Below are 21361 nucleotides of genomic sequence, written 5' to 3'. Positions count from 1 at the left end.
AAGCGTACATTCGCTTCACAGGTTTTTTTAGTATCTATTTGTTCGTAGAATTCATTTCTTTATTAAGAGTTAAATGAATTCTTATGCCCAATCTCCATTACGGAAAATAGGAACTCTTGTACCATCTGTGCGAATACCATCAATGTTCATTTGATCCGAACCAATCATAAAATCAACGTGGGTTTGACTGCGATTTAGTCCTACCGTTTCTAATTCCTCTTCAGTCATTTCAGTACCCCCTTTAACGCTAAAAGCATAGGCAGAACCAAAAGCTAAATGGTTTGAAGCATTTTCGTCAAACAAAGTATTATAAAAAGTAATACCAGATTGAGAAATAGGAGACGGATCAGGAACTAAAGCGACTTCGCCTAACTGACGAGCACCTTCATCTGTGTCGAGCAATGTTTCTAAAACCTCTTGGCCTTGTTCAGCAGAAAAATCAGTGACCTTACCAGCTTTGAACGTAAATGTCATTCCGGAAATAGTCGTTCCGGCATAACTTAATGGTTTGGTACTAGAAACAACGCCGTCCACACGGCGACAATCAGGAGCAGTAAAGACTTCTTCTGTTGGCATATTTGCCATGAATTTTTCTCCACGGACATTGTCACTGCCTGCGCCTTCCCATAAATGATTTTTAGGAAGTCCAATCACTAAATCTGTGCCAGGGGCTGTATAATGCAGTGCATCAAATTGTTCTTCATTCAATTCGGCTGCTTTTGTTGCTAACTTCACGTCATGTGCGTGCCAAGCTGCTACTGGATCTTCTTCATATACGCGAGTTGTTTTGAATATTTCATTCCAAAGAGCATCGACTTGTTGTTCACTATCTGCTAAATCAGGGAAAACCTTCGCTGCCCATTCTTTACCAGCAGCTGCGACAACACTCCAGCTGACTTTATTTGCTTGTGTTGCTTTTCTTAAATTCATCAAAGCTTTACCTGAGGCTGCTTGGAAAGAAGCGACACGATCAGTATCCACACCGGATAAAGCATCAGGATCAGCAGAAACAACGCTGATTCTGCTAGCACCTTTGTTGACCCAGTCATCGGTTTGGTCGATTTTATATTGTGGGATATTTTCTAAATATTTTTCATCAGCATGCAGTAAAAATTGACGTTGAACCTGATCGTCCGTCCATTGAACGATCACTTCTCCTGCACCTAATTTGTATGCTTCTTCAGTGATCAGTCTAGCTAAGGGTGCTTGATCCACACTGATTTGTAGAACAATGCTTTGTCCTTTTTGAACGTTTACACCTGTTTCAACAATTAAACGAGCATATTTTTTTAGCGTTTCCTCAAAATTCGGTAATGTCATAGTGTAACCTCCTAATTTTCATTCATTTGACTGTGAATATCATAACATGGAGAACGTGCGAACTCAAACGATCGAGCATTGATTTTTGTTTATTTAATTATATAAAAAAGGGCTATAAAGGTAGGTATAATCGAATAAATAAAATAATATAAAATAAAGGACTAGTATTTTGCAGAAAACTTAAATCGTGTTACAATAACTATAGTATTTATATGGAAGCGTTGTAAAGGATAGGTAGAGGGGATTGAAGGATTATGGCAAGAAAAAAAACAATTACTAAAGATCAGATTTTAAATGCTGCATACGAAGTAGTGGCCAACGAAGGCTTTTCAAAATTCACCGCACGTAACATTGCAACCCAAATGAAATGCTCAACACAACCTATTTATTTAGAATTTAAAAATATGGATGATTTAAAAGAAGAACTCTTCGAAAAAATCCATCAATATTTAGCAAACGAAGTATTCCCTGTCGCTCACACAGGAAATACGATTGTCGATCTAGCGTTGAACTATATCCACTTTGCTAAAAATGAAAGTAAATTGTATCGCGCGTTATATTTGGAAGAATATGGCGGCGGGAAGAGAATGCAGGAGTTTTCCTATAATTACTTTTCAACGGCAGTCAAACAAGATCCGGATTACGAAAAACTGAATGATACTGAAATCAATTCTTTGCATATGGGCACATGGATCGTTGCAACAGGGATCGCTGCTTTGATGACATCTGGTATTATCCACCCAAGTGACGAACAAATCGAACGCTTGATGCTAGAAGCTATTGAGCAGATCCTTGAACGAGATACACCGATCGATATTGATAATTAAAAAATAGACTGGAAAAAGCATATACAATGTTTTTCCCAGTCTATTTTCTTGATTATTTAACGGCTTCTGCTAATTTTTTAGCAAAGGCTTCTAAGTTTTGGATGTCTTCTTCTTCTGCAGCTAAATCAACTTTTACGTTGTCTGCGCCTTTAGTTGCACCGATTTTTGTGAATACTGCGTCAAAATCATCTACAGATTTACAAAAATCATCATAGAAAGTATCTCCAGAACCACAAACACCGTATGTTTTTCCAGAAAGATCGATTTCTTGAAGCTCTTCATAGAAGTCAACGATCTCGTCAGGCAACTCGCCGTCTCCATAAGTGTATGTAGCAACAACACAAATATCTGCATCTTCAAAATCTTCAGGGTCCACCTGAGTACATTCGTTGATTTCAACTTCAATATCTAAGTTTTCGAAAGCTTCTGCGACGATATCAGCGATCTCTTCTGTATTTCCAGTCATACTTGCATAAACAATTTTAGCTAAGGTCATTAGAATTTCCTCCTTCAAGTAATACAATCATGATTATAGCAGAAGAAGGAAGGTCGTGTAAATTACAAAATGAGGCATTTCTAAGAAGTAGCTCATTGAATGAATAAACCTTTGATATCAAGTGATTGTTTATGTTTGTTTAGTATAAATATCGTTTGTGCAGGATTTCAAAACGACTTTTCAGTGAAATTTTCACAAATTATGATAAAATACTCTTAGTATAAAGATTATCTAGCTTGGCTAGCCGGTCTCCAGAAATAGGAAGAGACTAAAATATATCGCTGGACAAAAGCGTTACTTGGCTAATTTTTTATCAGAATTGAGCAAGCCTGATACGCTTTTAAATTTTAGGAGGAAGAGATTGAATGATTACACTAAAATCACCAAGAGAAATTGAAATGATGGATGAATCTGGAGAACTATTGGCAGATGTTCACCGTCATCTACGCACATTTATCAAACCAGGGATCACAAGCTGGGATATCGAAGTTTTTGTTCGTGACTTTATTGAAAGTCACGGCGGGATTGCTGCCCAAATCGGCTTTGAAGATTATAAATATGCTACCTGCTGTAGTATCAATGATGAAATTTGCCATGGCTTTCCTCGGAAAAAGCCACTGAAAGATGGAGATTTGATCAAAGTGGATATGTGTATCGACCTTAAAGGGGCTGTTTCTGATTCCTGCTGGGCGTATGTCGTAGGTAATTCGACGCCGGAGCTAGATCATTTAATGGAAGTGACAAGAAAAGCATTGTATTTGGGAATCGAGCAAGCAAAAGTCGGGAACCGCATTGGTGATATCGGTCATGCGATCCAAACATATGTTGAAAGTGAAAACTTATCCGTTGTTAGAGATTTTGTAGGTCACGGTGTTGGACCAACGATTCATGAAAGTCCTGTGATCCCTCATTATGGAGAAGCTGGTAAAGGCTTACGTTTGAAAGAAGGTATGGTCATTACGATCGAGCCAATGGTCAATACTGGAACTTGGCGCATGAAAATGGATCCGAACGGCTGGACAGCTTATACGCTGGATGGCGGTCTTAGCTGTCAATTTGAACATACATTAGCAATTACCAAGGAAGGTCCTAAAATTTTGACTTCTCAAGGTGAAGAATTAACATATTAATGAAAAAGAGTAGAGTAGAGGAGAGTACGCATGAAATTAGTGGACAAAGTAAAAAACAATGAAAACTTAATGCGTTTCATTGAAACGACCCAACGCCGTATGGTTGATTCTGAGATTGGGAATACTTCGGTAGTAGTGGCTTATTATTTACTTTTGTCTCTCTTTCCTCTATTGATAGCGGTAGGAAATATTCTGCCGTATTTACATATTGATCCAAACGATGTGCTTCCTTACATTGCAGAAGCTATACCAGAAACGATTTTCAATGATCTGCAATCTGCGATCAAATCTCTTTTGACTCAAAGATCGGGTAGTTTATTATCTATCTCAGCGTTAACTGCTTTGTGGAGTGCGAGTCAAAGTATCAATGCACTACAAATCGCGATGAATAAGGCTTTTGGTGTAGAGCAGCGGAAAAACTTCATTATTGTCCGTTTGATGTCCCTATTTGTGATCGTTTTATTGTTGACAGCGGTAGTCGGAGTGGTCGGTGTATTAGGTCTTGGAAAAACGATTTTAGATTTTTTACAGCCGATCTTTCATTTTTCAACAGACTTTATTGATACGTTCCAGACGTTGAAATGGCCGATAACAACACTTGTTTTGATGGTCATCATGTGTTTGATTTATCGCGTAGTGCCAAATGCCCGCTTGAATTTTCGGTCGATCATCCCTGGTGCGGTCTTTTCAACGATTGGCTGGATGCTTTTGTCTCAGGTATTTGGATTGTATATTAAATATTTTAGTTCAAAAATTGCCAGTTATCAGATCATCGGAAGCTTTATTATTTTGATGTTGTGGCTGAATTTTGCTGCGACGATCATTATTTTGGGTGGAATCATCAATGCTGTGGTCAAAGAATATACATCTAACGAGCAGATCGAGCATCGTTATGGTGTGATCAATCGATTAATGGATAAAATAAAAGAAAAAATCAAGAAATAGTTTAAATGCATTTGGGTGAGTGACCTTTAAACAGAGAGTCTTCTCTGCCTTGACCGAAACACTTGTTCCAACTTGTAAATGTGAAATGATTCGGTATAATATACGATGTACATTAAGAAAGTAGGTTCCTTCATGTCAATGTTTATTTACGAAATTTTTATCCGTCTTTTTTTGACGTTTATTTTATCCTTGATTGTTACGCCGATCGTTAAGTTATTGGCTTTTAGAATAGGGGCATATGATGCACCCGGGGAAAGAAGAGTAAATACGAAAAATATGCCAACAGCAGGTGGGTTGGGCATTTATTTTGTTTTTTCGTTTTCTTGTCTAGTCTTGTTTCAATCGATCATTCCAACAAATTATATTTGGCCCATCATCTTAGGCGCAGGAATTGTTGTAGCTACAGGGCTGATCGACGATATTTATGAATTATCACCAAAGAAAAAAACAGTGGGTGTTCTTTTAGGTGCTTTGGTGGTTTATTTCTTTGTTAAAGATATTCGTATTGAGATGGTTACCTTACCTTTTTTAGGACAAATTGATTTACGCTGGCTGAGTTTACCATTGACTTTATTTTGGATCTTGGCAATTACGAATGCAATCAACCTGATCGATGGATTAGATGGTCTAGCTTCAGGTGTTTCGATCATAAGCTTGACAACGATTGGGGTTATTGGCTATTTTTTCCTTCATGCGAAAACAGTGTATATTCCAATTGTGATCTTTGTTTTAGTTGCAAGTATTGCAGGGTTTTTCCCATATAATTTTTATCCAGCAAAGATCTTTTTAGGAGATACAGGTGCGCTATTTTTAGGATTTATGATTGCCGTCATGTCTTTGCAGGGATTGAAAAATGCGACATTTATTACAGTGATTACGCCAATGATCATTTTAGGTGTACCGATCACAGACACGGTTTATGCAATTATTCGACGTTTGATGAACAAGCGGCCGATTTCATCTGCAGATAAAATGCACTTGCACCATCGCTTACTTTCTTTAGGATTTACACATAAAGGGGCAGTTATGACTATTTACGGTTTAGCGTTGGTCTTTTCTTTTGTGGCGCTGTTGTTTAGTTATGCTAGTAATTTAGCTTCGATTTTGTTGATCGTGTTCAGTGCGATCGGGTTAGAGCTGTTTATTGAGATGATTGGATTGGTCGGTGAGAATCATCAACCATTGATGTTTATTTTACGTATGTTTGGAAATCGAGAATTTCGCCATCAACAACTTGAAAAGCGGCTAGGCAAACATTCTAAAAAAAAGTAAAAGTGTTTAGAAGAATCTTTGCTGGCATTTTGGGCTATGTTATAATTTAGTCATTAAGTAAAGTAAGAGAGCGGGACAAAACAAATCAAGTTTTGCTCCGCTCTCATAAAATTCAACTAATGTATCAAGAAAATGAGTATCAATGAAAGAATCATCGATTCATTGATGCTATCAAACAAAACGTGAGGATCCACTAGACGTTTACTTTTAACGAGGGGCAAAAATATGAATGATAGAATAACGATCTCCATTGTTACTCACAACAGCCGTCATATTTTTGACGTGCTTGATAATTTAAAGAATGAGCTAGGAATAGAGTCGAAATACGATATACATATATTCGATAATGCATCAGAGCAAAACTACATAGAACGTTTAAAAAGCTACAGTTCGTTTATTTCACTTCATTTATCGGAGGAAAATAGTGGATTTGGTCATGGGCATAATCAGGTATTGAAGCAGGTCGACACTAAGTTTGGCGTGATTTTTAATCCGGATGTTTTGATTACAAAAGCTGTTTTGGATAAGCTGGTTCAGCGACTGGAAACGGAAGAAGAGCTTGCAGCCGTTTGTCCCAAAGTATTGAATACAGATGGGACAACACAATATTTGGTTCGCCAAAAGTTAGACGTTTTTGATTATATGCTTCGTTTTGTTCCATTTCAATTTGTCAAAAAAATGTTCGATAAACGTTTGAGTTATTATGAATGCCGCGATTTGCCTGAAGATAAAACGACCTATATCAAGATGGGTTCAGGCTGTTTGATGCTAGTCGATGTAAATAAGTTTAAAGAAATAGGCGGCTTTGATGAACGATTCTTCATGTATTTTGAAGACAATGATTTGTGTATGAGCTTTGGTAAAGCGGGCTATAAAATTTTATATACCCCTTTTGAAACAGTGATTCATTTATATGAAAAAGGAGCACACAAAAACAAAAAGCTCTTTAAAATCTTTTTACAATCGATGGTTAAATTTTTCAATAAATGGGGTTGGAGGTTTTTCTGATGTCGAATAGCCTGGTCATTGCGATCGTTTTATACCAAACTGAATTTGCACAGACCCCGAGTTATGTCTTGTTAAAAGATGTCCTGCTGACAAAAGAATCAGTCCATTTATTTGTTTATGATAATAGTGCTAAAGCACAAGAAGATGTGTTGTTTCATGAACAGAACGTCCATTACTTCCATGATGAAACCAATCCAGGATTAGCTGTTGCTTACAATGCTGCGAAAGATTATTGTACAGAAATTCAAGCAGACTTGTTATTATTATTGGATCAAGACACAACGATCGAGGCTTCTTATATCGAAACACTTCTTGGGCTAAATATTGCCACAGATATCGGTGCATACGTCCCAATCGTTCAATCACATGGCAGACAAATCTCACCTGTGTTGTCAGAACGATATATCGGTCGAGCCTCTACTTTTCCTGAGGCAGGAATGTATACAGAGAAAATCATGAGTATCAATTCCGGTACAGTTCTTCCTAAGGAAACATTGCAGCTTTTAAATACATTCAACCTAGAATTTCCGCTGGATTTTTTAGATCATTGGTTGTTTTGGCAGCTGCATCGATTGCAGAAAAAGATTTGTGTGCTAGATGAACATGTAGACCACGAGTTGTCTGTATTAGATTATTCAGCTGTAAGTCTTAAACGATATGAATCGATCATTCAGGCGGAATCACTCTTTTACCAAAAATACGATCATGATAAATTTACTGAACATAAAAAGCATTTATTGCTTAGATCCATCAAACAGTTTCTACGGGTAAAAAATCGAGCGATTTGGCGCCGTACATTTTCAGAATATCGTAAATTATCGAAAGGAAAATAAATGATTTCAGTTTGTATTGCTACATATAATGGCGAAAAATATTTGCAGGAACAATTAAATAGTATTTTGGTCCAGCTGTCAGAGGAAGATGAAGTGGTCATTTCTGATGATGGATCGAAAGATGAAACACGCACTATATTAAAAGAATATGCAGAAAGAGATTCGCGGATCAAATTGTTCAAAGGCCCCGGAAAAGGTGTGATCGCTAATTTTGAATTTGCTATTGAGCAAAGCTGTGGAGAGTACATTTTTTTAGCAGATCAGGATGATGTTTGGCTTCCGGAAAAAGTTCAAACAACGATGGCATTTTTCGAGAACCAGCCCAAAATCGATTTGGTCATTAGTGATTTGGTCATTGTTGATGAGCGATTGCATACGATCGAGCCCTCTTATTTTACGTACCGCAAGGTCAGATTGGGCTTTTTTCATAATATAGTGAAAAACAAATATATTGGTGCCGGCATGGCTTTTAGAAGCAGATTGAAAGCGAAGATATTACCGATCCCAGCAGAAGTTCCGATGCATGACATGTGGATCGGTTTGATTGCGGCATATAAGAAAAAAAGTGCTTTGATCACGCAGCCACTGACTTTATATAGAAGACATGATACGAATGCTAGTGAGATCAATACGAAAGCGAGCTTTTATCAACAGCTGAAATGGCGATCAGCTATCAGTTTTGCCTTATTGAAACGCCTTCTGTTCAATATCTAATAAGTCACTATTTTACAGTTTTGTAAAATATCGTTAAAATGAATGACAATTAAAGGTAATAATGCAATAATAACTAGTGATGCGAATGAAAAAGAAATAAAATAAAATAGTAGTAAGGAGTTTTTTCATGAAAGGGATCATCTTAGCTGGAGGAAGTGGGACCAGACTATATCCATTAACGAAAGCCACATCAAAACAACTAATGCCTATCTATGACAAACCAATGATCTATTATCCAATGTCAACATTGATGCTAGCAGGAATCAAAGAAATTTTGATTATTTCAACACCGGATGATACACCGAGATTTGAGAGTCTTTTTGGAGATGGAAAAGATCTAGGGATCCATATCGAGTATGCTGTACAAGAAAGCCCGGATGGACTAGCTCAAGCCTTTATCATCGGAGAAGAATTTATCGGTGATGATAGTGTCTGCTTGGTATTAGGAGATAATATTTATTATGGTGGAGGATTATCCAATATGCTTCAGCGTGCAGCCTCAAAAGAGAGTGGTGCGACTGTCTTTGGTTACCATGTAAATGATCCAGAACGTTTTGGTGTTGTGGAATTTGATGGGGATATGCAGGCTCTTTCAATTGAAGAAAAACCAGAAAAACCTAAATCAAGTTATGCTGTTACTGGGCTGTATTTCTATGATAACGATGTGATCGAAATCGCTAAAAATATCAAGCCTTCTGATCGTGGTGAATTAGAAATCACAGATGTGAATAAGGTGTATTTAGAAAAGAATAAATTATCAGTTGAGGTTATGGGGAGAGGGTATGCTTGGCTAGATACCGGTACTCATGAGTCACTGTTAGAAGCATCTACATTCATCGAAACGATCGAAAAACGTCAAAACTTGAAAGTTGCTTGTTTAGAAGAAATTGCTTATAGAATGGGCTACATTTCAAAAGAAGAATTGATCGAATTGGCACAGCCGTTGAAGAAAAATGGTTATGGACAATATTTATTACGTTTAGCAGAAGCAGAGTAGGGGCGAAAGATAAATGAAAGTTATTGATACTAAATTACAAGACGTAAAGATCATTGAAATGGATGTTTTTGGTGATCATCGTGGATTTTTTACTGAGAGCTACTCAAAGGAAAAATTTTTAGCGCAGGGGTTAGACTTTGATTTCGTTCAGGACAATCATTCTCTTTCAACTGAAGCAGGCGTATTGCGTGGGCTTCATTTCCAAAAAGGAGATGCTGCTCAAACGAAATTGATCCGTGTGGTAACAGGTGCAGTATTGGACGTTATTGTAGATATTCGTAAAGAAAGCCCGACATACGGTCAATGGGAAGGCTATATTTTATCTGAGCATAACCATCGTCAGTTGTTAGTACCAAAGGGCTATGCCCATGGTTTTGTAACGTTGACACCGAATGTCAATTTCCTATACAAATGCGATAATTACTATAATGCAGCAGCAGATGGCGGGATCGCTTTTGATGATCCGGATTTGGCGATCGACTGGCCGATCGATATTCAAAAAGCGATTACGTCTGAAAAAGATAAAAATCACCCGACATTAAAAGAATTTGAAGCTAAAAATCCATTTGTCTATGGTGAAATCTAAAAAAGTTTAGGAGAGATCTTAAAAATGAAAAAGATCATTGTTACTGGTGGAGCAGGCTTTATCGGATCAAACTTTGTTCATTATGTAGTGAACAATCATCCGGAAGTGCATGTCACTGTCTTAGATAAATTAACTTATGCAGGAAACGAAAAGAACTTAGCAGGTTTACCAAAAGATCGTGTTGAACTAGTTGTAGGCGATATCGCTGATGCTGAATTAGTCGATCGATTAGTCAAAGAAACAGATGCAGTCGTTCACTATGCAGCAGAATCGCATAATGATAATTCATTGAACGATCCATTTCCGTTCGTCCAAACGAATATCATTGGAACGTACACATTGATTGAAGCGTGTCGTAAACATGATGTTCGTTATCATCATGTTTCAACTGATGAAGTCTATGGTGATCTGCCGTTACGTGAAGATTTACCGGGACATGGAGAAGGAGCGGGAGAGAAATTTACTGCAGAAACACCTTATAATCCATCAAGCCCATATTCATCAACAAAAGCTGGCTCTGATCTGTTAGTGAAGGCTTGGGGTCGTTCGTTTGGCTTAAAAGCAACGATTTCGAACTGTTCAAATAATTATGGACCGTATCAGCACATCGAAAAATTCATTCCGCGTCAGATCACAAATATTCTAAGCGGGATCACACCGAAATTATACGGAGCAGGAAAAAATGTTCGAGATTGGATTCATACGAATGATCACTCGTCTGCTGTCTGGGCTATCTTGACTAAAGGCCGTATCGGAGAAACTTATTTGATCGGTGCTGATGGTGAAGAGGACAATAAAACAGTGATCGAAATGATCTTAGAATTGATGGGACAGCCTAAAGATGCTTATGAGCATGTGAATGATCGTGCTGGACACGACTTACGCTACGCGATCGATTCAACAAAACTACGTGAAGAATTAGGCTGGTCACCAGAATTTACGAATTTCCGTGACGGTTTAGCAGACACGATTAAGTGGTATACAGAGAATGAAGACTGGTGGAAAGCAGATAAAGATGCTGTAGAAGCCAACTATGCGAAAAGCGGTCAATAAATCGATATCATTTTTATAGATGTCATGCACCTGATTTTAACCAAGTAAGATTAAAATAGTGACTTATTGAGCGTGGGACAAAACTAAGTATTGGTTTTGCTCCACGCTCTAAATACGAAATGACAAAGGCTGTAAAAGAGAGTACTTTTACGCAGATCGTTTTTGAAGGAGGAAATTACGAATGATACTTTTAACTGGTGGAAATGGCCAATTGGGAACAGAATTACGCCATCTATTAGATGAACAGGGACTAGAATATGTATCTACAGATTCTAAAGAAATGGATATCACGGATGCAGAACAAACGATGACGTTCATTACTGATCTAAAACCTGAAGTGATCTATCATTGTGCTGCTTATACAGCAGTAGACAAAGCAGAAGATGAAGGCAAGGAGCTGGATGAAAAGATCAATGTCGATGGGACTCGCAATGTAGCGCTTGCTGCAAAAAAAGTCGGTGCAACCTTGGTATATGTAAGCACAGATTATGTCTTTGACGGTACTAAAAAAGAAGATACCTATAAGACTGACGATCCAACTAATCCTCAAAACGAGTACGGACGTACAAAACTATTAGGAGAACAAATCGTTCAAGAAATTTTGGAAAGCTACTATATTATCCGGACTTCTTGGGTTTTTGGACAGTATGGACATAACTTTGTTTTTACCATGCAGCGTTTAGCCGAAACGAACAAACAATTGACTGTAGTGGATGATCAATTTGGCCGCCCTACGTGGACAAGAACATTAGCAGAATTTATGACATTTGCTATTAAAGAAAAAGTGCCGTATGGTGTGTATCATTTATCAAATGACAACAGCTGCAGCTGGTATGAATTTGCTAAGGAAATTTTAAAAGACAAGGATGTTGACGTTTTACCTGTAGATTCAAGCAAGTTTCCACAAAAAGCGATTCGTCCTAAATATTCTGTGATGGATCTAAATAAAACAAAAAATCTAGGTTTTACTATTCCGACTTGGCAAGAAGCCTTAGCGTCAATGTTAGAACAAGTAAAAAAATAGACTGCACACAGGCGATCAAGTAATAGAAGTGAGTATCTGTTTCTATTACTTCTTCTCTTGTTGTAAAATATAGTGTATTCAATAAAGGTGTAAAAAGAAAGTGTATATTACTGGATGGAGGGTTTATCTTGCGGATTCTTTTGATTATTCCTGCGTATAATGAAGAAGAAACGATTTTGAATACGATCTACTCGGTCGAACGATTCAAAGAAGACCACAAAGATAATTATTCTTATACGATCGATTACGTTGTGATCAATGATGGGTCGACGGACAATACGCAAATGATCTTAAATGAACATCAGATCAATTCCGTTCATTTAGTCATGAATCTTGGAATCGGCGGTGCAGTGCAAACCGGTTACCGTTATGCTGAGGAGAATAAGTATGACATTGCTGTACAATTTGACGGAGATGGACAGCACGACATTCGCAGTTTAGATGCAGTAGTACAGCCGATCATTAAAAAGCAAGCAGACTTTGTGATTGGTTCTCGGTTTTTGCCAAATGAAAAAACGGCTTTTCAAACGACCTTTATGCGTCGTGTAGGAATCAGGATCCTTTCGTTTTTGATTTATCTTTCTTCAGGAAAAAAAATCTACGATGTCACATCAGGGTATCGAGCTGGTAATCAAGAAATCATTGCTTATTTTTCGAAGAAATATCCTACGAGCTATCCTGAACCGGAATCGACGGTTCATTTGTTGAAAAAGAAATTTACGATCAAAGAAGTTGCGGCGGATATGAGAGAACGTTCCGGCGGACAATCTTCGATTCGTGCTTTTACATCAGTCCGTTACATGTTTGAAGTTAGTTTGGCGATTCTTGTATCAAGCTTTATGAGGGAGGGAGATTAATGAGTGGCATTTTACGTGTGGAGATGGTTTTGTTCTCATTGATTTTCTTTATTTATATTATTCGTTCCATCAATAAAAATGTTTTTTTATTAAAAAATGCGATTCGCTGGCTGATCATTTCTGTTGGCTTGGTCGTAGTTGCGGTATTTCCTGAATTACCAGAATGGTTCAGCAGGAAGCTGGGATTTGAAACGACATCGAATTTTTTGTTGATCATGGCGATCTTCGTGTTGCTTTTTATTGAAATCAAGAACTCTGCATTGTTGTCCAAGCAGCAAAATCAAATTAAATTATTGACTCAGGAACTATCGATTTTAAAGGATAAAAAGGAGAAAAAATAATGCTACTATTTTTATTATATGTTGTTTTATCCACTTCAGGTCTGATTTTGGTGAAATTAGGATCGCAAGCAACAGCGATCCACTTTACGAATGCTGTTTTTTCCTTCTCAATGTCGTTAACAACGATCATTGGCTTTTTATGTTACATGTTCAGCTTTGTGCTTTGGATGGTCATTGTGAGTAAATCGGAAGTTTCTTACATCGTCCCATTAGGTGTTGCATGTACGAATATTGCTGTTTTATTAGGTTCAAAGCTAATTTTACACGAGCAAGTGACCTTGGGGACCGTGATCGGTACAGCAGTGATCATTGTGGGGATCGTCATCATTCAATTAGCGAAATAGCTGTGCTCAAAAAAGTACAGGCTGCTTAAATCTTAAGAAAATACTTACATAACTTGAAAAAAGAGTACATATTCTTTAAACTAGTAATGTTATGCAGCTTATTTTTAACGAAGAATATCAAGCAACGGAAATAAGAAAGGAAAAGAGTCAATGATACGAGCGACACTATCGATTTTTAAAAATATCTTTGAGAATAGAAAACTGCTGGTTCAGTTTTCATTTAACGATTTTAAATCAAAATATGCAGGTTCTGCACTGGGGATTGTGTGGGCGTTCATTACACCTCTTGTGACCGTGTTGACATACTGGTTTGTATTTTCACAAATTCGTGCGCGGGGAGCGGACGAATCGTATCCGTTTATCGTTTACTTAGTAACGGGACTAATTCCGTGGTTCTTTTTCTCTGATTCATTATTGTCGGCGACCAATGTGTTTAGAGAGTATAGCTATTTGGTAAAAAAAGTCGTTTTTAATGTACAAATTTTACCAACGTCAAAAATTTTATCTAGTTTGTATACCCATCTATTTTTTATCTTGATCGGTTTCGGAATCACTTCATTGAGTGGTATTTTCCCAACATTGAAAGCTTTGCAGTTAATCTATTATTTGTTCTGTCTGATCATTTTTTTAACAGGCGTGACTTGGTTAACGGCCTCAACACAGCCTTTTTTACCAGATATCATGCAGTTTATCAATGTGGCGATGCAAACGATCATGTGGACCTTGCCGATTCTTTGGTCACCAAGCGGTTGGATTGAAAAGCTTTTAAAAATCAATCCTCTGTACTATGTCGTTCAGGGCTATCGAGATTCCTTTACAAACGGTCCCTGGTTCTGGGAACACTGGCAATACGGCCTGTATTTCTGGGGCTTTACGATCATTCTTTTATTAGCAGGTTCAGTTGTATTTAGACGCCTAAAACCGCATTTTTCAGATGTATTATAATCATTACTGAGACGGAAGATTCGGACAGGTAAGTACAAGGAGAGTAAATCATGGCAGAGTATGCAATCGATATACAAAATATTACAAAAACATATAATATGTACAAAAAGCCGTCAGATCGGTTTAAAGAAGCACTTAATCCGCTTAAAAAGAGCTATCACGACCTTTTTTATGCATTGAAAGATGTAACGATGCAAATCGAAAAAGGAGAAATGATCGGGTTTGTTGGTGAAAATGGTTCAGGTAAATCAACGATTCTGAAAATTATCACAGGCGTGTTGACACCGACTTCTGGAACAATGAAAATCGATGGAAAAATTTCAGCATTGCTAGAATTAGGTTCAGGCTTTAATCCTGAATATTCCGGATATGAAAATATCTTTTTGAACGGGATGGTCCTTGGATTCTCGCGAGAAGAAATGGAAGAACGAGTGGATGACGTGATCCAATTCGCAGATATCGGTGATCATCTGTATCAGCCGGTCAAAACATACTCAAGCGGGATGTTTGTCCGTTTAGCGTTCGCGGTAGCGATCAATGTCGATCCAGATATTTTGATCGTAGATGAGGCGCTTGCTGTTGGTGACTTGGAGTTTCAGCTGAAGTGTATGGAGAAGTTCACTGAAATCAAAAATTCTGGTAAAACGATTTTATTCGTGTCTCATGATGTCAATTCAATTCGCCGTTTTTGTGACCGGACTTTTTGGCTGAAAAATGGTGAGATAGTTGAGTCTGGTGATACGATGGATGTCACGACGAATTACGAAAACTTCTTAAAGAAAAAATCGATCAAAACGGTCGATCGGGAAAAAACGATCCAAAATGAAGAAACGGTTCCAGATATCATCGAGATCGAGAAAGCAACTTTACTGAATAGCGCGTTAGAGCCTTTAGATATCGTTACTCAAGATGAAAAAGTGATATTGAAGATCGAATATACCGTCAAAAACGATACGATCAAGTCACCTGTCTGCGGTGTTGCGATTCGAACTGTAGATAACAATTATGTTTGCGGACTAAATACCTTACTGGATGAAATCAAGATCCCTTGGAAGAAAGGTAAAAATGTTTTTTATTTAGAATATGGCAAAATGTCACTTTTAACGGGAGAATATTATTTTGATATTGCTTTCTTTGAAGAACACGCTACAGTACCTTTGGTTTATAAAACGAAATACCTGAACATGTTTATTAGCGGTCGCTATGCAGGCGAAGGCATTGTCATTTTAGATCATGAATGGAAGGATACTATTAAAGATGAAGTATGATTTTGAGATGGAAGTGGATGAGAGTACCAGTGTTGGTAAAATCGTCGCTCAAATAAAAGAAAATAGTAATGTTTTAGAGTTCGGACCAGGAAATGGCCGAATGACGAAATATTTAATGGAAGAAAAGCATTGTTCAGTTTCGATCGTTGAGCTGGACAAAGAGCTTTTCGACCATGTAAGTGAATTTGCAACTGACGGATTTTACGGCAACATCGACGAAGAGGCTTGGATAAACTATTTTGAAGGACAAACCTTTGACTATATTATCTTCGCGGATGTTCTTGAACATCTGATGGACCCAAAAAGCGCGTTGAAGAAAGTGAAACCTTTCTTGAGCGAGGAAGGTCAAATTCTGATTACCTTCCCTAACTTGGCGCATAATTCTGTCCTGATCGACCTATTCAATAATAAATTAGATTGGCGTGAAACAGGTCTATTGGACGCCACCCACAAGTCTTTCTTTGTTCAAAGCGGCTTTGAAAAAGTCTTTGAAGAGGTAGGCTTATTTATCGTTAAAGAAGACTTTACGATCAATCAAGTCGGTTATAATGAACTTGATTCGACCTATGAAGACTTACCGGTAGAGGCACGAGCGGCTTTTAAAGCTCGTCCATTCGGCGAAGTATATCAGTATTTCTATGCACTTAGTGCAAAAGCGGTAGATAATCCCATTCGAATCATTCCGGAAAACTCAAGCTATAGTAAAAATATCCATTTTTTATATGATTGTGGTGAAGAAGAACAAACAGAGTTTGACATTCAAATAAACAATGTCACAGGTGAAAATAAAACATTCACGATCGATATTCCTAAAAATATTAAACTGTTGAAAATTTTTCCAAGCATGACAGGAGCTGTTGTCGATATTTCAATGACTTCGTCTGATGTGGAAATCAAACCAAGTGCAACGAATGCCGTTTATGTGAAAGAAAATCGCTACTTCTTTTCAGATGATCAAGTACCAGTAATGGAGATCGACGATAAAACGATCGCAGGTAAACCAATGACGCTTAGTTTTGATTACCGATATGAAGGCGAATTTTCTGAGATCGTTCATGAGCTGATCGATTACGCAATTGAAAAAAGAGATGAACAAAATGAATTAAAAAATAAGAAGTCGATGGTGCGTGGAAAACAAATGAGTAAATATAAAAAAGTGTCGATCAGCAAATTTGATTCGTTCGTTTCATTGAACATCGATGATATCGTTCGGCACGTTGAAGAAAAAAAGACGGTCATTCGTGGCTGGGCTTATTCTAGAGAAGATAAACTGCCTGTTACTTTTGAAGTGACGGCTGAATCAGCGATTGAATATGCTGTGACGACAGAATATCGTCGTGATGTGATCGATATGTTTGAATTAAAAGGAGATCAGGATTACGGTTTTGAGATCGAGGTCAAAGATCCGGAAGATCAGCCAACATATATTTTAAATGTTGCTGCCAATAATGGCCGAAAATTACAGTATCGTTTAGAAAAACCGAATATGGTACAACCAGGTGGAAAAGTTCAACGTGCATTACGTTCGATCCAAACAAGAGGATTAGTTGGATCAATGAAATGGTACTTCAAACGTCAAGAACAATTAGAAACACCTGTCGATGCAACGGCTATTTTAGAGGAAATCAAAACATTTACTTATCAGCCAAAAATCTCAGTAGCTGTGCCAGTTTATAATGTAGAAGAAAAATGGTTGGATGCCTGTGTTTCTTCTCTTCAAAACCAATATTATGAAAATTGGGAACTTTGTTTAGCTGATGATGCGTCCCCAAGTGCTTATATCAAACCATTACTAAAAAAATATGCGGATGCAGATGATCGAATCAAAGTGATCTACCGTGAAGAAAATGGCCATATCTCTGAAGCGACCAATTCAGCATTGACGATCGCAACGGGTGAATATATCGGCTTTATGGATAATGATGATGAGCTTGCGCCGCAAGCACTATATGAAGTAGTCAAAGCGCTGAATGAAGATCAAACGATCGATTTCATTTATACTGATGAAGACAAAGTTACTGAAAGCGGCAAACGTTTCAATGCTTTTTACAAATCTAAATGGAACCCTGAATTGATTTTGAATCATAATTATATTACTCATTTTGTGGTAGTCAAACGTTCAGTTTTAGAAAAAACTGGCGGACTAAATACAGAATTTAACGGTGCACAGGATTATGATTTCGTGTTACGTGCAACAGAAAATGCAGAGAATATCGCACATATTCCAGGGATGATGTACCATTGGCGTGCGATCGAATCGTCAACGGCCTTGAATCCTGAAAGTAAAGGATATGCCTATGTTGCTGGTCAAAAAGCCCTGCAAGCGGCGATGGACCGCCGTGGGATCAAAGCCAACGTTGAGATTGCCGAGTTTTATGGCTCATATAAGGTCAATTATACGTATGAAACTGTACCAAAAGTTTCAGTGATCATCACAAATGACACAGCAGATATCAATGATTATCTGAAAAAAATTCTTGAAAAAACAATTTACGAGAATTATGAAATCATCTTACCGGAAGCCTTAAAGTCAAGCGTTCAGTCAACAAGCAATAAACTTGTTTATCATGAAGGGCAAACAAGAGATGCTTTGATCAAAGCAAGCTCAGGTGAATACATTGTTCTTTTAGATGCAGGTCTTGTCCCAACTAAAAGTAACTGGCTGCTTGAAATGATGAATATGGCACAGCAACCGTCTTCAGGTATCGTCATGGGTCGAATCGTCGATTATCGCTATCGAATCGAAAATGTAGGGATGTCGATCGATTTAGAGAAAAAACGTCTACAGTATCCAGAAGAAGGAACGCCAGGTAAGAGCTTAGGTTATTACTACCGAATCGCATTACCTAGAAATATCCAGGCAGCATCAGAAAGATGTATGGTGTTTAGAAAGGCAGATTACCTTGCTGTTTCAGGAATCGATGAAGGATTAGGGAAAGATCTGATGGGAACAGACTTATCCTTGCAATTTGCTAATAAACTAGATAAAACGGTCATTTACTGTTCATATGCTATTTTTAAGGCAGATGAAAAAATCAAGAGTATTGATAAAAAAGGCAACTTCAAAGAGTTAGTGAGCAAATGGTCTGAAGCAGAAATGATGGACAAATATAGAAATCCTAAGCGATTATAGAATCGTATTTCAAGTATAAAGATAACGACAGCTATTATTTATTTTAAGGGCAGCAGCCCAAAAAATAATAGCTGTCAAACCTTTAAATTATAAGGAGAACAAATCATGAGCGATGAGATCAAAGTCATTATTGATAGTATCTATCGAGAGAAACAAACCAATAATTTAACGATCACCGGTTGGGCTTTGGATACGAAAACAAATACCAGTCCGGAAATTTCGGTTATCAATCAAGAGCAGGTCACTTCTTACGATATCAAGCGCGTACTGAGAGAAGATGTAAACCAGATTTATGAAACGGATACGTCTGTTTTAGCTGGATTTGAGATCAAACTAGAAGGCTTATTAAAGAAAGATAAGCTGGAAATTTGTTTTACATCAAATGAAGATAAAACAAAGTATTCTCAATGGATCGATTTAGGAAAGAAACATCCATTGATTCCTGGAACAGAAGACAAGATGGCTCGATTGATGATTAATGTACATAAAGGAATCAGTTATCTAAAAAGAAATGGTCTAAAAGGCACGATCCAGCGTGTGAAGATCGAAAAAATCCGCAGACAGTCCTCGTATCCTAGCTGGTTGGAGCGAAACGAGCAGTTTGATTTTGATCAAATCAAGGAGGAAATCGCAGCTTTTGATTATCAGCCGAAAATTTCGATTGCGATGCCCGTTTACAATGTTGAGGAAAAATGGCTGCGTCGTTGCATTGATTCGATTTTGATTCAAGATTATACGAATTGGGAATTGTGTATGGCAGATGACGCTTCTACTGATCCTAAAGTCAAAGAGCTTTTGACAGAATATCAGGAATCAGATAAACGGATCAAAGTCTTTTTTAGACAAAAAAATGGACATATTTCAGAAGCAACGAATTCTGCTCTTGAGCTTGCAACAGGTGAGTTTGTCGCTCTTTTAGATAACGATGATGAGTTACCTAGAATTGCTTTTTATGAAGTGGTCAAAGCACTGAACGAAAATCCAGAGCTTGATTTGCTCTATAGTGATGAAGACAAGATCGATATGGAAGGCAATCGCTCAGATCCGTCATTTAAACCGGACTGGTCACCGGATCTACTGTTAGGAACAAATTATATTTCTCATTTAGGTGTATACCGCAGAACGATACTCGAAGAAATTGGCGGCTTCAGAAAAGGCTATGAAGGATCTCAGGATTATGATTTAGTCCTTCGTTTTACCGAAAAAACATCAGCTGACCGAATCAAACATATTCCAAAGGTTCTGTACCATTGGCGTATGCTGCCGACATCAACTGCGGTCGATCAGTCCACAAAAGGGTATGCTTTTGAAGCTGGCTTGAAAGCCGTCCAGGATGCCTTGACGCGTCGCGGTATCAAGGGACATGCAAAGCATGGTCGTGCCAATGGCTTGTATGATGTTTATTATGACATTGAAACTCAAGAGCTAGTTTCGATCATTATTCCTACTAAAAATGGGTATAATGACGTCAAACGTTGTGTCACTTCGATCATCGAAAAAACGACCTATAAAAATTATGAGATCATTATTGCAGATAATGGCAGCACAGATGAGAAGATGAAGGAACTTTATGCGTCATTTGAAGAAACGCTTCAAGAACGTTTTCGAATGACGACGATCGACATTCCGTTCAATTTCTCTAAGATCAACAATATTGCTGCTAAAGATGCTAAGGGAAAATATCTATTATTCCTAAATAACGATACAGAAGTGATCAATGCAGACTGGCTGACTTTGATGGTTTCATTTGGACAGTTGGAACGGGTCGGCTGTGTTGGTGCAAAACTGCTATATCCAAACAATACGATCCAGCATGCTGGAGTTATTTTAGGACTTGGTGGAATCGCAGGGCATGGACATTATGGATATCCTCACGGAGATTTAGGTTACTTTGGAAAATTAGCGTTGAATGTTGACTATTTAGCAGTGACGGCAGCTTGCTTATTAATGAAAAAAAGCGATTTTGATGCTGTTTCAGGTTTTGACGAAGATTTTACTGTTGCATTCAATGATGTAGACTTATGTTTAAAAGTCAAAGAGCTTGGCCGTGATAATGTTTGGCTTCATGAAGCGGAACTCTATCATTTTGAATCTCAAACTAGAGGCTATGACGATAAAGGGAAAAAGAAAAAACGATTTGAACAGGAAAAAGCAATGATGGAGCAAAAATGGGCAGGGTTGATCGACAATGATCCGTTTTATAATCCAAACTTGACTAGAGAGATCCCGAATTTTTCTTATCGAAATTAGTGCAATAAAAAGTGAGTT

Annotated in this window: 20 protein-coding genes; 18 read left to right on the top strand and 2 right to left on the bottom strand. The window is 37.7% G+C overall.

Annotated features, from left to right (window positions below; genetic code table 11):
- Positions 1-81: 81 nt before the first annotated feature.
- Positions 82-1320, bottom strand: coding sequence for an aminopeptidase (locus tag A5889_RS05480; RefSeq protein WP_087641078.1), 1239 nt, complete (start codon positions 1318-1320; stop codon positions 82-84).
- 254 nt (positions 1321-1574) lie between these two features.
- Between A5889_RS05480 and A5889_RS05475 the strand changes: the two genes are divergently transcribed.
- Complete coding sequence (locus A5889_RS05475; protein ID WP_087641079.1) at positions 1575-2147, top strand: TetR/AcrR family transcriptional regulator; 573 nt, start codon at positions 1575-1577, stop codon at positions 2145-2147.
- A gap of 52 nt (positions 2148-2199) precedes the next feature.
- Here A5889_RS05475 and A5889_RS05470 read toward each other — a convergent pair whose 3' ends face one another.
- Positions 2200-2643 carry a flavodoxin gene (locus tag A5889_RS05470; protein ID WP_087641080.1) on the bottom strand — a complete coding sequence of 148 codons (444 nt, stop codon included), beginning with the start codon at positions 2641-2643 and terminating at the stop codon, positions 2200-2202.
- Positions 2644-3008: 365 nt separating this feature from the next.
- On the opposite strand from A5889_RS05470, the gene map reads away from it, so the two are divergent.
- From map to A5889_RS05385, 17 genes are all read left to right on the top strand, one after another.
- A complete protein-coding gene (gene map, locus A5889_RS05465) occupies positions 3009-3773 on the top strand; it encodes a type I methionyl aminopeptidase (RefSeq protein ID WP_087641081.1) in 765 nt (254 codons plus the stop codon).
- 30 nt (positions 3774-3803) lie between these two features.
- Complete coding sequence (locus A5889_RS05460) at positions 3804-4718, top strand: YihY/virulence factor BrkB family protein (protein WP_087641082.1); 915 nt, start codon at positions 3804-3806, stop codon at positions 4716-4718.
- Between the two features lie 132 nt (positions 4719-4850).
- Positions 4851-5990 (top strand): glycosyltransferase family 4 protein, encoded by a 1140-nt coding sequence (locus tag A5889_RS05455; RefSeq protein WP_087641083.1) that lies wholly within the window; start codon positions 4851-4853, stop codon positions 5988-5990.
- Between the two features lie 225 nt (positions 5991-6215).
- Positions 6216-6998 carry a glycosyltransferase family 2 protein gene (locus A5889_RS05450; protein ID WP_087641084.1) on the top strand — a complete coding sequence of 261 codons (783 nt, stop codon included), beginning with the start codon at positions 6216-6218 and terminating at the stop codon, positions 6996-6998.
- On the top strand, positions 6998-7831 hold the full coding sequence (locus tag A5889_RS05445) for a glycosyltransferase (RefSeq protein ID WP_087641085.1): 834 nt from the start codon (positions 6998-7000) through the stop codon (positions 7829-7831). The genes A5889_RS05450 and A5889_RS05445 overlap by 1 nt, the downstream gene beginning before the upstream one ends.
- The gene (locus A5889_RS05440; protein ID WP_087641086.1) at positions 7832-8545 is read left to right on the top strand and encodes a glycosyltransferase family 2 protein; all 714 of its coding nucleotides are present in this window, start codon (positions 7832-7834) and stop codon (positions 8543-8545) included.
- Between the two features lie 127 nt (positions 8546-8672).
- Positions 8673-9542, top strand: coding sequence for a glucose-1-phosphate thymidylyltransferase RfbA (gene rfbA / locus A5889_RS05435; protein WP_087641087.1), 870 nt, complete (start codon positions 8673-8675; stop codon positions 9540-9542).
- A 13-nt stretch (positions 9543-9555) separates the two neighbouring features.
- Positions 9556-10128 carry a dTDP-4-dehydrorhamnose 3,5-epimerase gene (rfbC, locus tag A5889_RS05430; protein ID WP_087641088.1) on the top strand — a complete coding sequence of 191 codons (573 nt, stop codon included), beginning with the start codon at positions 9556-9558 and terminating at the stop codon, positions 10126-10128.
- Positions 10129-10152: 24 nt separating this feature from the next.
- Positions 10153-11181 (top strand): dTDP-glucose 4,6-dehydratase, encoded by a 1029-nt coding sequence (rfbB, locus tag A5889_RS05425; protein ID WP_087641089.1) that lies wholly within the window; start codon positions 10153-10155, stop codon positions 11179-11181.
- Positions 11182-11362: 181 nt separating this feature from the next.
- The gene (rfbD, locus tag A5889_RS05420) at positions 11363-12205 is read left to right on the top strand and encodes a dTDP-4-dehydrorhamnose reductase (protein WP_087641090.1); all 843 of its coding nucleotides are present in this window, start codon (positions 11363-11365) and stop codon (positions 12203-12205) included.
- A gap of 128 nt (positions 12206-12333) precedes the next feature.
- Positions 12334-13062 (top strand): glycosyltransferase family 2 protein, encoded by a 729-nt coding sequence (locus tag A5889_RS05415; RefSeq protein WP_087641091.1) that lies wholly within the window; start codon positions 12334-12336, stop codon positions 13060-13062.
- Entirely contained in the window at positions 13062-13403 is a 342-nt protein-coding gene (locus A5889_RS05410) for a DUF2304 domain-containing protein (protein ID WP_087641092.1), read from the top strand. Before A5889_RS05415 ends, A5889_RS05410 begins: the two co-directional genes overlap by 1 nt.
- Positions 13403-13747, top strand: a complete 345-nt coding sequence (locus A5889_RS05405; protein WP_087641093.1) for a hypothetical protein — start codon at positions 13403-13405, stop codon at positions 13745-13747. The genes A5889_RS05410 and A5889_RS05405 overlap by 1 nt, the downstream gene beginning before the upstream one ends.
- Before the next feature lie 150 nt (positions 13748-13897).
- Complete coding sequence (locus tag A5889_RS05400; protein ID WP_087641094.1) at positions 13898-14692, top strand: ABC transporter permease; 795 nt, start codon at positions 13898-13900, stop codon at positions 14690-14692.
- A gap of 50 nt (positions 14693-14742) precedes the next feature.
- Positions 14743-15960, top strand: a complete 1218-nt coding sequence (locus tag A5889_RS05395; RefSeq protein WP_087641095.1) for an ABC transporter ATP-binding protein — start codon at positions 14743-14745, stop codon at positions 15958-15960.
- Positions 15950-19093, top strand: a complete 3144-nt coding sequence (locus A5889_RS05390) for a glycosyltransferase (protein ID WP_087641096.1) — start codon at positions 15950-15952, stop codon at positions 19091-19093. The genes A5889_RS05395 and A5889_RS05390 overlap by 11 nt, the downstream gene beginning before the upstream one ends.
- A gap of 105 nt (positions 19094-19198) precedes the next feature.
- Complete coding sequence (locus tag A5889_RS05385; RefSeq protein WP_087641097.1) at positions 19199-21343, top strand: glycosyltransferase family 2 protein; 2145 nt, start codon at positions 19199-19201, stop codon at positions 21341-21343.
- Positions 21344-21361 lie beyond the last annotated feature (18 nt).

It is taken from the genome of Enterococcus sp. 9D6_DIV0238 (assembly GCF_002174455.2).
Taxonomy (GTDB): Bacteria; Bacillota; Bacilli; order Lactobacillales; family Enterococcaceae; genus Enterococcus_L; species Enterococcus_L dunnyi.
Note: the sequence above shows the minus strand (reverse complement) of the source record. Positions and strands in the feature narration are given on the sequence as shown.

What these genes read in the sequence shown, in the direction of transcription:
- A5889_RS05440 (WP_087641086.1), top strand. Translation starts at nt 7,832, where the DNA reads ATGATTTCAGTTTGTATTGCTACATATAATGGCGAAAAATATTTGCAG.
- A5889_RS05475 (WP_087641079.1), top strand. Translation starts at nt 1,575, where the DNA reads ATGGCAAGAAAAAAAACAATTACTAAAGATCAGATTTTAAATGCTGCA.
- rfbA (WP_087641087.1), top strand. Translation starts at nt 8,673, where the DNA reads ATGAAAGGGATCATCTTAGCTGGAGGAAGTGGGACCAGACTATATCCA.
- rfbB (WP_087641089.1), top strand. Translation starts at nt 10,153, where the DNA reads ATGAAAAAGATCATTGTTACTGGTGGAGCAGGCTTTATCGGATCAAAC.
- A5889_RS05395 (WP_087641095.1), top strand. Translation starts at nt 14,743, where the DNA reads ATGGCAGAGTATGCAATCGATATACAAAATATTACAAAAACATATAAT.
- A5889_RS05400 (WP_087641094.1), top strand. Translation starts at nt 13,898, where the DNA reads ATGATACGAGCGACACTATCGATTTTTAAAAATATCTTTGAGAATAGA.
- A5889_RS05470 (WP_087641080.1), bottom strand. Translation starts at nt 2,643, where the DNA reads ATGACCTTAGCTAAAATTGTTTATGCAAGTATGACTGGAAATACAGAA.
- A5889_RS05385 (WP_087641097.1), top strand. Translation starts at nt 19,199, where the DNA reads ATGAGCGATGAGATCAAAGTCATTATTGATAGTATCTATCGAGAGAAA.
- map (WP_087641081.1), top strand. Translation starts at nt 3,009, where the DNA reads ATGATTACACTAAAATCACCAAGAGAAATTGAAATGATGGATGAATCT.
- A5889_RS05455 (WP_087641083.1), top strand. Translation starts at nt 4,851, where the DNA reads ATGTCAATGTTTATTTACGAAATTTTTATCCGTCTTTTTTTGACGTTT.
- A5889_RS05405 (WP_087641093.1), top strand. Translation starts at nt 13,403, where the DNA reads ATGCTACTATTTTTATTATATGTTGTTTTATCCACTTCAGGTCTGATT.
- rfbC (WP_087641088.1), top strand. Translation starts at nt 9,556, where the DNA reads ATGAAAGTTATTGATACTAAATTACAAGACGTAAAGATCATTGAAATG.
- A5889_RS05460 (WP_087641082.1), top strand. Translation starts at nt 3,804, where the DNA reads ATGAAATTAGTGGACAAAGTAAAAAACAATGAAAACTTAATGCGTTTC.
- A5889_RS05480 (WP_087641078.1), bottom strand. Translation starts at nt 1,320, where the DNA reads ATGACATTACCGAATTTTGAGGAAACGCTAAAAAAATATGCTCGTTTA.
- A5889_RS05410 (WP_087641092.1), top strand. Translation starts at nt 13,062, where the DNA reads ATGAGTGGCATTTTACGTGTGGAGATGGTTTTGTTCTCATTGATTTTC.
- rfbD (WP_087641090.1), top strand. Translation starts at nt 11,363, where the DNA reads ATGATACTTTTAACTGGTGGAAATGGCCAATTGGGAACAGAATTACGC.
- A5889_RS05450 (WP_087641084.1), top strand. Translation starts at nt 6,216, where the DNA reads ATGAATGATAGAATAACGATCTCCATTGTTACTCACAACAGCCGTCAT.
- A5889_RS05445 (WP_087641085.1), top strand. Translation starts at nt 6,998, where the DNA reads ATGTCGAATAGCCTGGTCATTGCGATCGTTTTATACCAAACTGAATTT.
- A5889_RS05390 (WP_087641096.1), top strand. Translation starts at nt 15,950, where the DNA reads ATGAAGTATGATTTTGAGATGGAAGTGGATGAGAGTACCAGTGTTGGT.